General features: G+C 49.3%; 11 protein-coding genes, 2 pseudogenes and 1 riboswitch. Of the genes and pseudogenes, 6 read left to right on the top strand and 7 right to left on the bottom strand.

All coding sequences use genetic code 11. From position 1 onward, the window contains the following. Positions 1–67 precede the first annotated feature (67 nt). Positions 68–182: riboswitch (SAM riboswitch) on the bottom strand. 186 nt (positions 183–368) lie between these two features. Then, positions 369–1,955: a phosphoenolpyruvate carboxykinase (ATP) gene (gene pckA, locus LG52_RS01155; RefSeq protein WP_044730518.1), complete on the top strand. Its 1,587-nt coding sequence runs from the start codon at positions 369–371 to the stop codon at positions 1,953–1,955. A gap of 194 nt (positions 1,956–2,149) precedes the next feature. On the opposite strand, the gene LG52_RS20450 is transcribed toward pckA, so the two are convergent. Further along, the gene (locus tag LG52_RS20450; RefSeq protein ID WP_231584412.1) at positions 2,150–3,031 is read right to left on the bottom strand and encodes an aKG-HExxH-type peptide beta-hydroxylase; all 882 of its coding nucleotides are present in this window, start codon (positions 3,029–3,031) and stop codon (positions 2,150–2,152) included. A 1,195-nt stretch (positions 3,032–4,226) separates the two neighbouring features. Between LG52_RS20450 and LG52_RS19605 the strand changes: the two are divergent. Both LG52_RS19605 and LG52_RS01145 read left to right on the top strand, forming a co-directional pair. Continuing rightward, positions 4,227–4,386: pseudogene (locus LG52_RS19605) on the top strand (IS982 family transposase); the annotation flags it as partial. A 202-nt stretch (positions 4,387–4,588) separates the two neighbouring features. Further along, entirely contained in the window at positions 4,589–5,836 is a 1,248-nt protein-coding gene (locus tag LG52_RS01145) for an MFS transporter (protein WP_044730517.1), read from the top strand. Positions 5,837–6,085: 249 nt separating this feature from the next. Here LG52_RS01145 and LG52_RS01140 read toward each other — a convergent pair. From LG52_RS01140 to LG52_RS01130, 3 genes and pseudogenes are all read right to left on the bottom strand, one after another. Continuing rightward, a pseudogene (locus LG52_RS01140) lies at positions 6,086–6,583 on the bottom strand (Rpn family recombination-promoting nuclease/putative transposase); the annotation flags it as partial. A gap of 286 nt (positions 6,584–6,869) precedes the next feature. After that, complete coding sequence (locus LG52_RS01135; protein ID WP_044730516.1) at positions 6,870–7,112, bottom strand: DUF2584 domain-containing protein; 243 nt, start codon at positions 7,110–7,112, stop codon at positions 6,870–6,872. Between the two features lie 67 nt (positions 7,113–7,179). Continuing rightward, the gene (locus LG52_RS01130) at positions 7,180–7,968 is read right to left on the bottom strand and encodes an alpha/beta hydrolase family protein (RefSeq protein ID WP_044730515.1); all 789 of its coding nucleotides are present in this window, start codon (positions 7,966–7,968) and stop codon (positions 7,180–7,182) included. A 315-nt stretch (positions 7,969–8,283) separates the two neighbouring features. Here LG52_RS01130 and LG52_RS01125 point away from each other — a divergent pair, with 315 nt between their 5' ends. Genes LG52_RS01125 through LG52_RS01115 form a run of 3 tightly spaced genes read left to right on the top strand, consistent with a single transcriptional unit; the run spans position 8,284 to position 10,891 of the window. After that, positions 8,284–9,288: an ABC transporter substrate-binding protein gene (locus LG52_RS01125; protein WP_044730514.1), complete on the top strand. Its 1,005-nt coding sequence runs from the start codon at positions 8,284–8,286 to the stop codon at positions 9,286–9,288. 18 nt (positions 9,289–9,306) lie between these two features. After that, positions 9,307–10,098 (top strand): ABC transporter ATP-binding protein, encoded by a 792-nt coding sequence (locus LG52_RS01120; RefSeq protein WP_044730513.1) that lies wholly within the window; start codon positions 9,307–9,309, stop codon positions 10,096–10,098. After that, a complete protein-coding gene (locus LG52_RS01115) occupies positions 10,082–10,891 on the top strand; it encodes an ABC transporter permease (protein WP_044730512.1) in 810 nt (269 codons plus the stop codon). Before LG52_RS01120 ends, LG52_RS01115 begins: the two co-directional genes overlap by 17 nt. A gap of 180 nt (positions 10,892–11,071) precedes the next feature. On the opposite strand, the gene ytkD is transcribed toward LG52_RS01115, so the two are convergent. From ytkD to LG52_RS01100, 3 genes are all read right to left on the bottom strand, one after another. After that, positions 11,072–11,539 (bottom strand): RNA deprotection pyrophosphohydrolase, encoded by a 468-nt coding sequence (gene ytkD, locus LG52_RS01110; RefSeq protein ID WP_044730511.1) that lies wholly within the window; start codon positions 11,537–11,539, stop codon positions 11,072–11,074. 58 nt (positions 11,540–11,597) lie between these two features. After that, entirely contained in the window at positions 11,598–11,930 is a 333-nt protein-coding gene (locus LG52_RS01105; protein WP_044730510.1) for a hypothetical protein, read from the bottom strand. Positions 11,931–11,991: 61 nt separating this feature from the next. Continuing rightward, the gene (locus LG52_RS01100; RefSeq protein WP_044730509.1) at positions 11,992–12,387 is read right to left on the bottom strand and encodes a phage holin family protein; all 396 of its coding nucleotides are present in this window, start codon (positions 12,385–12,387) and stop codon (positions 11,992–11,994) included. Between the last annotated feature and the right edge of the window lie 47 nt (positions 12,388–12,434).

The raw sequence follows: 12,434 nt of genomic DNA, 5'->3' as shown, positions 1-12,434 counted from the left end.
CGCAATATAAAAAACCTTTCCTGTAACGGCTGAGGAAAGGTCACGGCAATCGTATTGCTTCCTTTCACTCTTATCGTTCAAGGACTGCGCCTTGCCACAGGTTAGCACCATTTCACACATGTACAGTTGTGACGGTTGCTGGGTTTCATCGGGCCTGTCCCTCCACCGGCTCGGGATAAGAGTATCCGTTCAATGACTTATCTTATCGCAAGGAAGCAAGTAAAGTCAACTGCATAGGGGGGAATTTTTTTTACAAAAAAATAGGAAAAAATAAATCACGAAAACCTACATAAATAGTATGGACTATTAATAAAAATGTGTTATACTATTTCCAAGAGTGATTACAATAAAGAAGGCAGGTTGTGAACATGGGGATCGCAAACATGACAAATAAGCTTGATGTATTGCTGCAAAAACCGTACGTTCGCCATCAACTGTCCGTCGCCGAGCTCGTCGAGAAAGTGTTGCAGCGGAATGAAGGACGGCTGACCCACACCGGGGCCGTCGCGGTGACAACCGGCAAGTACACCGGACGGTCGCCGAAAGACAAATACATCGTCGAAGAACCGTCAACGAAGCAAACGATCGACTGGGGAGCCGTCAACCAGCCGATGTCTCCAGAAACGTTTGACAAACTGTACGACAAAGTGCTCGATTATTTAATGAAGAAAGATGAGCTGTTCGTGTTTAAAGGCTTTGCCGGCGCCGATCCGAAATATCGGCTGCCGATTCAAGTCGTCAACGAATTCGCTTGGCACAACTTGTTCGTCCATCAGCTGTTCATCCGCCCGAGCGCCGAGGAGCTCGCCGCGCATGAGCCGCAATTTACGGTCATTTGCGCGCCGAACTTTAAAGCCGACCCGAATGTGGACGGCACGCGCTCGGAAGCGTTCATCATCATCTCGTTTGAACGGCGCACCGTGTTGATCGGCGGCACCGAATATGCCGGCGAAATGAAAAAATCGATTTTCTCGGTGATGAACTATTTGCTGCCGGAACAAGGCATCCTGCCGATGCACTGCTCGGCCAACGTCGGCCAGGAAGGCGACGTCGCCCTCTTTTTCGGCTTGTCGGGAACGGGAAAAACGACGCTCTCGACCGACCCGAACCGCCGCTTGATCGGCGATGACGAACACGGCTGGTCGAGCCGAGGCATTTTCAACATCGAAGGCGGCTGCTATGCAAAATGCATCCATCTATCGCGTGAAAAAGAGCCGCAAATTTTTGACGCCATCGGCTTCGGCGCGGTGCTCGAAAACGTCATCCTCGATGACGCGACGCGCGTGCCGAATTACGACGACGGCACGCTGACGGAAAACACGCGCGCCGCCTACCCGCTTCAAGCGATCCAAAACATCATCGACCCGAGCGTCGCCGGCCATCCGTCCACGATCGTGTTTTTGACGGCCGATGCGTTCGGCGTCCTGCCGCCCATCAGCAAGCTGACGCGTGAACAGGCGATGTACCATTTCTTGAGCGGCTACACAAGCAAGCTCGCCGGCACCGAACGCGGCGTCACCGAACCGGAAGCGACGTTCTCGACATGCTTTGGCGCGCCGTTTTTGCCGCGCCCGGCCGTCGAATACGCGGAAATGCTCGGGCAAAAAATCGCCGAACACAACGTCCGCGTCTTTTTGGTCAACACCGGCTGGACAGGGGGGCCGTACGGCGTCGGCAGCCGCATGAAGCTCGCCTACACCCGGGCGATGGTGCAAGCCGCCGTCGAAGGGGAGCTGGACAACGTCGAAACGGTGCAAGACCCGATTTTCGGCCTCGCCATCCCGGCGCACGTCCCGGGCGTGCCCGATGACGTCCTTAAACCGCAAAACACATGGGCGGACAAACAGGCGTACGAACAAAAAGCGAAAGAACTGGCGCAAAAATTCCGCGCCAACTTCCAAAAATTCGCCCACATCGATCCGTCCATTGAAAAACTCGGCGGACCGCTCGTTTAACAAGAACCCGGCCGGACAGGGAACCGTTCCCTGTCCGGCCGTTTTTTCTGTTCTTTCCTTTGCTTTGGACTCCGACACTAAATCCTTAAGCATTTCTGTACGTCGATCCGTTTCATTCGCCTCAAACAACCTCAAAACAACCGGACTCGATCAAACGCAATGGGCTTCTGTGTTTTCATTTGTCGCAATGGCCATTAGTTCTGTAAGGAATACGTAATGTCATCAAAAGATGGATGATTAATGAACTTGCGCATTATTTCTAAAGTTTTTACTCCCTGTTCCCCCAAGAATTGTGTTCTTGCCTCTATTTCTTCAACTGTTTTCCGCAAATCATCCATATACTTCTCAGAATTTTTAGGATCATTAAACAAGTGATAAAGATGCATAATTCCTATAGAAACTCCAGCAGCATGATATGCTCTGTCTAAAGGCCTTTTGATTTTCAAGATGGTTGATGTAACTAGAGCTTCTTCTTTTGCACATTCATTAGCATTAGGAAACATACAGTTAATCATATCATCCAAGAAGATACTTTGGTGGATAAACTCATGATAAATGGCCTCTGCATATTCAATGATTGACCAATCAGATTGAGGGTTTAACCATACTAATCCCATAACATTGGAGACTGATCCTCCACCAAACAAATCTTTTTTTAAAATCAAAAAGGTACCAATAAGTGTATTAATTAAATCATACAAATCATTATGCAATACTTTGATCAATTTTAATGCTTTTTCAATTCTATCAGTAATTACTTCTTGCTCTTGTTGAGAATAAATGTGTTTATCGTTTTCCAAATCCTCTTTGCCAATCATACCCAAACTAAGTAATTTATTCTGCAATGTTTTATCAAAATATGTAACATGTATTTTTTCGTTTGAGTATGGAACAGGAACATCTTGAATATAATTTATGGCTTCAAAATATTTCTCTTTTAACGTGACACCTAATGGGAATTTCTTTCCACTTTCCTGCTCGACATAATTTTTTAGAATCTCGATATTCTCGATAATGTGTGATTTATGCAGAAATGGTAAAAAGATTTTTGATTCTGTCTGAACTATACTTGACATACTAATCCCCCTATTTACGGTATATTTATGGCTCTTCACCACGAGCTATTTTCGATGACGTAAAATCATTGGTACACAAGGGATGGGAGAGAGGAGGAAAAACTTTTTACCCCAGCAGGACTTGATAAAATCAAAGGAGAAGTCGGCGGATTTTTGTGTCAAAACAAACATTCACCCCAAACCTTCAATCCCTTGTCACACTAAGGATTATACGGATTAACATGCTTTTTTAGTGGGAGAAAAAGCCGCATAAAATCAACATCGCAAAAAGCTCACCACAAAATACACTTGACAAAAAACGTTTTTCATGATAGAAACGTCAAAAAGATTAATTTCCATTTTTTGTTATTTTGTTCAACCGGGAGGGTTAACATCATGTTTGTTTCTAAAAGTCAAGTACATCTTTCACCCGAGTTCGACAGTTTTGAGGCCATTTTAGGCTCTTGGGTGATGTCCCCACGGGTGAAGGAGCGCTCCCCTCCCCATGGGTCGTAACCGTCGAGGTTGGACTTTTCGCGATGTTCCTGGAGCTAGTTGAGTTTTAGCGATCAACTAGCCCCATTTTTTTCATAAATTGAACAAACTACTTTGTCAAATGAATTTGCATTCTAAGTGGTTGTACTACAAGAGACATTTGTGCATTACTTTTTAAATAATGCTCAACATAACGTTTAATATTTTCGACATGCTTTTTATTCATGGAATAACACCTCCTTCCATTTGTATTTATTATCATTTTAACAAAAAAATGTATAATTACAACAATCAAAAAAATAAAATTATTCTCATCTATATAAATTGAAATTTTGTTTTACATCCAGCCGATCACTCGCAATGTTATAGCATAGTCGAATTGTATGGGGTCAAAACAGAAACGAAAAATCGGAAATTTTTATTGCAACTTATATATCATCAAAAGTTGAACTTGACCTTTCAAATACTAAGATGCAATAACTCGTTGTACTAGAAGGATGGTGATTGAAGGGGAAATACTGCTCTCCAACACTGTTTTTCAAATCGAAAAACCTTGCGGCGCCATAACTTCATTTCCTTGCGATTTCTCACAAATCCGGCGAATCCATTGTTTTTCACGGGCTTCCTAGGATAAACTTAAAGAAGCATCAGAATAACCCTTAACTGGGCGGATCTTCTATAGAATGAAAACGCTAATCAAGATATAGGGAATAGTGGATTCAAGAAAAAACGCAAAGGAATCGAGACAGTGTTTTCGGTTCAGGTTGATCAATGCCGGATCACAAACATTCCAGTCCCTTCCGCCGCCGGGTTTGAAGCAGTACTCAACGGCCATATTGTTAGCTTATTCGCTGGTCACACTAAAGCCAGTTGAGCGCTGATGCTCAACCAGCACCATAGGAATAAAAATGGACTCTAAACAGAATAAGGGGGAGGCTTCCATTGCTTCAGTATATCCATTTACCTTTAGGATTTGGGGCGTGGCAAAAAGCCAGTTTCATCAAAGACTGAAGATCTGATTTTTGTCTCATTTTGACTATTCCATCACCAGTCGTTTCGATGATCAAAGAGAGGATTGAGGTCATGAAAAATAAAACATTTCACTTCCTTTGGATCGGACAATCTTTCGCGAATTTCGGAGATGTGTTCTACATTGTTTCCGTTGTCTCTTACCTATATCATTTGACATCGAAAGCCATGGCTGCCGCATTAGTCCCTTTTTTCGTTACATTGTCGTTATTTATTAGTGGAATCGTCGCACCGATATTTTTCGAAAAATATAAACTAAAAACGTTATTGTCCTACGGACAAGTGTGTAAAACATTTCTGCTGCTTTTTCTCTCGCTGTTTTTGCAATGGGGTGCGGAACATCACATTGCGATCGTTTACGTTTTTGTATCATTGATCGCTTTTTTAGACGGGATCAATAATCCGATTAAAAACTCCCTCGTTCCTTTTATAGTTTCCAAGGAGGAAATCTTGAAAGCCAACAGTTTTTTAAACACGTTAGACCAATTCATCAAACTTAGCGCATGGCCGATCGGGAGTTTGATTGTCAGTTTAGGATCCCCGTTCCTTTTAATCAATATCACCTTATTGTTCTATGTCGCCTCGAGCATTCTCATGTTTCTTTTGCATATACAAGAACGCGCAAAGGAGAAGGTTGCTCAGGGTAAAGGCTTAAAGAAATTTCTCCTTTCGATCAGTCTAGGATGGGAATACACTTGGAGAAATGTGCACGCTAAATCCATCAGCGTAATGTCATTTTTTGAAGGAATAGGAAATGGTGTTTGGATTTCGGCCATCCTTTATATTTATGTGAAAGAACAATTACATTTAGGAGAGGAATGGTGGGGATATATTAACTCTGTTTTCTTTGGCGGCATGGTGATAGGGGGATTGTTAAGCGTTAAGTTTAGTCAATCGGTTGAAAAAAATCAGCAATTTTTTGTATTGTTTGGCCCGTTTTGTATCGCTGTTGTAACGCTTTTGTTTGGTACAACGACGCACGGTGCGCTGGCGCTTATGTATTCCGCCCTGTACGGGATCATCGAACAATGGAAGCTGATCTGTCTTCAGACGATTCTTCAAAAAAATGCCCGGATGGACGCTCTACCTCATGTTTTTGCCGTGCAGGGAGTCATTAGTTCCGTAACATTCGGAATTTCCACATTGTTAATGAGCTTTATAGCCGATGTTTGCGGTATTCGTTTTTCATTTTATTTGTCTGTCTTCTGCTTTTTCATCAGCGGTTGGATCAGCTACCGTCAGCGGAAAATCTGGAGTGATAAGGAGAGCCAAAAAGGAGAAATCACTGGGACTATTTTGTGACCTCCTTCTTGTAAATGATCGCTTTATTTCAGAGCAAAACATAAGGAATCAGTCTTGCTTAATCATATGGCAGAGCGCAAACCGAAGGGTTGTTTGCGCTCCTGCCTTTTCAAATTTCATTCCCTTATAGGTAGGATAAAAACGCCAATCGGGACGGTGAACGTCACAGACAAATTCTGTAAATAGACTTTACCCTCGATGGCTGTAAGGCTCGAACGCATAAAATGATTGTCGTCGATCCCCCGGGGTTTTGCTTAACAAGGCGGCGGCAACCGGATTGTCATGGCGAATGTACTGGCGCCACGGCAGTTTGCGCAATTCCACCGTCAGAAAACGAAAATCGAGAACCGTCAGGAACGGAAACTGGATGATCAATGAGGAAGGTTCATCGTGGTGTTCGTCATAGCTGGAGATGGCGATCGAAAGAATGCGGCGGCGGTGTTTTTGAAACAAGCGGCTGAAGTAGATGAACATTCGCTCGGGGAAGGTCCGCTGCGTGTAGCTTTGATGCTCCACGTGAACGATGATCAGTCCGTCTTCCCCTTTTAACTTTGTTTCTGCCAACAAGTCCACACGGTGCTTTTCCCCGGCCGTGATGTCGGTAAACACTTCTTCTGAGAGGAAGGAGAGGTGATGAACGTCGATTTGCTCGTACACGTCGGGAAAAAAGAGAAGCAAAAACTCTTCAAAAAACGTCGACAGCAACTCCTTGAACAACCGGTCATGGTCGATTCGCTGTTTGGCCACGTTTCCCCTCCTTGCGGCATTGAATTCGTCGTATTATATTCGCTCTCCACAACTAAACTCCTTCTCCCCCCTACTTTTTCTATAGTATTATCAAACGTTGCTTCCCATTCTACAGGAAATTCTCAAGAAAAGGCTATTTTTTTCGTCCTGACGCCACAAGTTAAAATAGACGGCAAAAACCAAAACAAAGAGCGCAAACCGTTCTTCCGTTTGCGCTCCTGCCGGATGGACCCATTCAGCGCTTATTCGGCCGCTCGCGTTTTGTGCAGCCCCGATCGCCTTCTGTTCAATTCGTCGAATACAGGCTGACAAGCTCATACGTCACCGTCGTCCGGTTGTCTTCCCATTCGAGCTTTCTCACGACCGCGGCGCCGCTCGCTTCGCTTTGCACCGTCCGGCGCACTTCGAGAGGAATGTCAAGCGGATACAAACGGTAGCCCTCTTTTTCCAACACAAACACATTGCCTTGAACGCGCCGTTCCTTTCCTTTTGTCACAATGATCGTCTGCAGTTCCATCGGCATGCCCATTGTTCCAACCTCCTTGGCAACCCATCAGTTCGTTGGCGGCGCACGCCGCCTCTCTAATGGTATCGTATCACACCGTCGGCTGTTGTTTCATCCATTCGGTGAGTCTTTTCACCATCTCCCGATTGGCTTTCGGCGGAAAATAGTGGGCGAACTCAGGGAAGTACCAGGCCGTGACCGGTTTGCCAAGCTGCTTCAGCCGCCGCTCAAGCCGATAGGCGTGCTCAATCGACACGTTTTCATCCCGCTCGCCGTGGATGATGAGCACAGGGGCCTTGAGTCGTTCCAGATGATAGAGCGGCGTCCGGCAGCGGTAGCGCTCCGGATATTTGTTCGGCGTCCCGCCGATGACCCGCTTCATCATCCGCCGCAAATCAGGCCGCTCCCAGTACGTCAGCGCCATATCGGTCACCCCGCCCCAGACCGCCACCGAACAGACCCGCTCGGCCATCAGGGCAGTGTGAAGCGCCATCGCCCCGCCGCGCGAGAAGCCGAACACGTGGACACGCCCGGGGTGGACGAACGGATGGCGGCGCAGGAGATGAAACCCGGCGAGCGCGTCATAGCGGTCTTCACCGGCGAAATCTTCGTTTCCTTCCCCGCCCCCATTTCCGCGATAGAGCGGGGCGAAGACGACAAATCCGTGCGAAGCGAATTGGACAAGGCGCGGCACCCGCACTTGTCCGACGTTTTTGATCCCGCCGCGCAAATACAAAAACCCGTCATACACGCCTTTTCGCTTCGGCGCCGCTAAAAACCCTTTCACCTTCAGCCCTTGGGACATATAGGTGACAAAGAACACATCGATTCCCGAATGCGGCGAAGGGAATCGGTATTGGCCGATGATGTCCCCGTCCATCCTCCCGCCTCCTTTCTGTGAGAACAATTGGGCTCCAAAGATTCTTGCCACTGCGCTGTCCTCTTTTTTGCGACATGGCTCATCAAGCTCCCGTGCCGCAGCCGCCAGGACGGATGAAGCTTGTCCCCCGTTCCGCCAACCGACATGTTTGGCTTTCCCGCACCGTTCACGGCCGTCAGTTGAAAAAATTCCCGCATGGTCCGCCCGTTTGCGGCCGACCGCCCATTTTTTCTAGGCATTCACACATTTTGACCTCGTGCATACGATAAGGTGAAACCGCGGTTTACCGCATGCAAACCAAGGGGGTTCACGAACATGAAAAAATGGGCCGTATGGTTATGCTCGCTTCTGTTGCTTTTGCCGCTTTCCGCCTGCACGAATGACGGGGGCCAAAGCAAAAAGCCGCTCCAAAAAGTGCGGCTCGCCGAAGTGACGCACTCGATTTTTTACGCGCCGCAGTACGTCGCCCTGGCAAAAGGCTTCTTTAAAGAAGAGGGGCTGGATGTCGAACTGACGACGACATGGGGCGGCGACAAAACGATGACGACGCTGCTTTCCGGCGGCGCAGACATCGCCCTTGTCGGGTCGGAAACGTCGATTTACGTCTACAGCCAGGGAACGACAGACCCGGTGATCAACTTCGCGCAATTGACGCAAACGGACGGCACGTTCCTCGTCTCCCGCAAAAAAATCGACCACTTTACGTGGGACATGTTGAAAGGAAGCACGTTCCTCGGCCAACGGAAAGGCGGCATGCCGCAGATGGTCGGCGAATTTGTGTTGAAAAAACACGGCATCGACCCGCATAAAGATTTGAAGCTGATCCAAAACGTCGATTTCGCCAATATCGCCAACGCCTTTGCGAGCGGCACCGGCGATTTCGTCCAGCTGTTTGAGCCGACCGCGAGCATTTTTGAACAAGAAGGGAAAGGCCATATCGTCGCTTCGTTCGGCACTGAATCCGGGCGCGTGCCGTACACGTCATACATGGCGAAACAAAGCTATATGAAAGAACATAAAGACGCGATTGAAAAATTCACGCGCGCGATCTACAAAGCGCAGCAATGGGTCGAATCGCACAGCGCTGCGGAGATCGCCAAAGCCATTCAGCCGTATTTTAAAGACACGGATTTGGCCTTGATCGAAAAAGTCGTCGAACGGTACAAAAACCAAGGCACCTACGCGGCCGATCCGATTTTGGATGAAGAAGAATGGAACAACTTGCAAAGCATTATGGCCGAAGCCGGCGAGCTGCCGAAACGCGTCGACCTCGACACGCTTGTCGATTCGTCGTTTGCCAAAAACGCGATGAACAAGTGACGAAAGCAGGTGAACGGAATGTTTCTTGTCGTCGACCGCCTTTCGCACACGTATTTGACGAAAACGACGGCCGTCACCGCGCTCGATGACGTGTCGCTGTCCGTCGAGAAAGGAGAATTTGTCTCCTTTCTCGGCCCAAGCGGCTGCGGCAAAACGACGCTTTTGTCGATCATCGCGCGGCTGATTGAACCGACGGAAGGATCGGTCCGCATGGAAGGCCGACCGCTTTGGCCGAACGGAACGGACGCTCCAGCGGCGCGCCGGGCGGTCGGCTACATGCTTCAGCAAGACTATTTGTTTCCGTGGAAAACGATCGAAGAAAACATCCTTCTCGGCTTAAAAATTACAGGGACGCTAACCGCTCAAACAAAAGAGCGGGCGCTCGCCCTGCTTGCTGAGATCGGCCTGGCTGGGGTTGAGTCGTATTACCCGAGCCAGCTGTCCGGCGGCATGCGCCAGCGCGCGGCGCTCGTGCGCACGTTGGCGACCGATCCGAAGCTGCTTTTGCTTGATGAACCGTTTTCCGCCCTTGACCAGCAGACGAAGCTGAAACTCGAAGAGCTCGTTTGGAAGACGTTAAAACAGTATGAAAAAACAGCGGTGCTCGTCACTCATGACATCGAAGAAGCCATCGCCATGAGCGACCGCATTTTCTTGTTTTCGCCGCGCCCCGGACGCCTGGCGAAGACGTTCGTCATCCCGGACGACCTGCGAGGCCGCCCGCCGCTTGCCGCCCGTCAGCATCCAGCGTTTTCTGCGCTCTTTCAATCCATTTGGAAGGAGATGGAGGACCTTGAATCCGCCCAATAAACGCATCGAAACGCTGCACACAGAATACCTGGCCGTCTTGCGCAAAGAACAGCGGGTCATCCGCCTTTGGCAAGCCGCGCTGCTTGCCGCCTTTTTCGCCGTCTGGGAAGCGTCAAGCCGCTTCCAATGGGTCGACCCGCTTTTGTTTAGCTCGCCGTCCGCCATCGCCAAGCTGTTTGTCGAAAAACTCAGCGACCATTCGCTGTTTGTCCACACGTGGGCGACACTGTTTGAAACGCTGCTCGGCTTTTTCATCGGCACCATCGGCGGGGCGCTGATTGGCGCGCTTCTTTGGTGGTTTCCGCGTCTGGCGAAGACGCTTGATCCGTATTTGGTCGTGTTCAACGCCATGCCGAAAGTCGCCCTCGGGCCGATTTTGATCGTCGCCCTCGGACCAGGATTTACGTCCATCATCGCCATGGGCGTCGTCATTTCCATCATCATCACGACGATCGTCGTCTATTCGGCGTTCCAAGAGGTCGATCCGAACTATTTGAAAGTATTGCAGACGTTCGGCGCCACCCGCTATCAATGCTTTAAAGAGGCGGTGCTGCCGGCATCGTTCCCAACGATCATTTCGACGCTGAAAGTGAACGTCGGCCTCGCTTGGGTCGGGGTCATCACCGGCGAGTTTCTCGTCTCGAAACAAGGACTTGGGTATTTGATCATTTACGGCTTCCAAGTGTTCAACTTCACGCTCGTCTTGATGAGCCTGCTCATTGTCGCCTTGCTGTCGACGGTGATGTATCAGCTTGTCGCCTTGATCGAGAAAAAATGGGGAAGCCGCCGCTAGCGAGACGCCCTCCGAATGTTGACGGGCGTCTCATTTCATTGGCGCCGCCCGGATGAGCCGGCATCCGCCGCTTTTTTGAAAAACACCTTTGGGAGCCGTGAAGTCGAATGTTTTTCCATGTATTCAGCCCTTTTGGGAAACCATCGTCTGAGAGCCGCCGCTGATCTGCGCTCCTCCTTTTCAATCGATCAGCCCGCGCTGTTTCAATTCAGCAAGCGAGAGCGAAAGGACATCGTCTTTCATGATGCAGCTGAACCGATGGTCGGCGCGGATGTCATCCGGCAGCGCCTCAAGCAGCACCGGGCCGTTCGTCTCCTCATACGACTCCCGCTCGATGAGCGCCGCGATGTCGGCAAAATAAATGTTTTTCACGATATCCGGCTCCACTTCATATTGACCGATATATTCGAGCCGGCGGATGACGCCCCCTGTTTCTTCCATCACTTCGCGGGCCGCGGCCTCCGCCGCCGTTTCCCCTTGTTCCACCTTGCCGCCGGGGAACTCAAGGCCGCGGCGTGGATGATCGGTCAACAGCCAGCGCCCGCCATAGCGGCAAATGACCCATACATGCCCGGGAGAGGGGGAAAACGGATGGTCCGCAAAGGCCAGCCGAACGCGATGCCCGTAATAATCGCGAAATTCATGCATCGGACTCCCTCCTTTCCTCTCCCCATTATACAGAAAAACGCCGCTCGACTCGCGGCGTTTACTCTTCTTTTTCGTCAGGAAGGATGCCGAGCGAGCGGATGTGCGCCTTTGCTTCCTCGTTGCCAAGGCGATAAATCATTTCATAAATTTTCGTCAGCGTCCGGTCGTAAGCGTCATTTTCCCGATCATAGTGGTATTGGATGTATGGCACATGGGTGCGCCAAAACGCCTGCCAGTCGGTCGAATAATTTTGATCGAAATATTCGCGCAGCTGGGCGATTTCCCGGTCAGTCGCTTGAATCTCAAAATCCCAAGGCGATGCCGTCTTCAGCTGCGAAATTTCTCCGGTTGCCATCGAGACGTAATACGTCTTTTTCTGTTCGTCTGCCACCTTCGTCCACTCCTTCTTTTGCTCTTTTTGCTTAGTGTGGGGCAATCCGGGAAAAATATACTTATTTTATTTCATCTTTCAGCAGCTCGATCGCCTTGCGGAGCACGGACGGGATCGGAACGCCCGCCCGGCCGGCGTTTTCCACAATCGAGATAAACTCATTGGCGATATAGAAAAAAATGATCGCATCGCGGATTACATGCATGTTCCATCCAATGGCCAAATCGACGAGATGCGATGCTGCCACCAGCACGAAAATCAACAGTTTGCGGATGATGCCGCGAAAGCCGACCTGGCTCGACAGCTTGCCTTCGACCGCGCTGGCGGCAATGCCGGTAAGGTAGTCGACAATGACCAAAGCAAGCAAAATCAAAACAAATGAGTCCACGCTGCCGACAAACAGCGACAAAAATGAACCGAACAGCGACACGGCAACCATCGGGATCGGCTTGTTCACGCTCCCCCCTCCTTGAACATAGGATACGCGTAACTATCGTATGCCCG

Source organism: Geobacillus kaustophilus (assembly GCF_000948285.1).
GTDB classification, from domain to species: domain Bacteria; phylum Bacillota; class Bacilli; order Bacillales; family Anoxybacillaceae; genus Geobacillus; species Geobacillus thermoleovorans_A.
The sequence above is the reverse complement of the archived record's forward strand: the minus strand, read 5'-3'. Positions and strand labels throughout refer to the sequence as shown.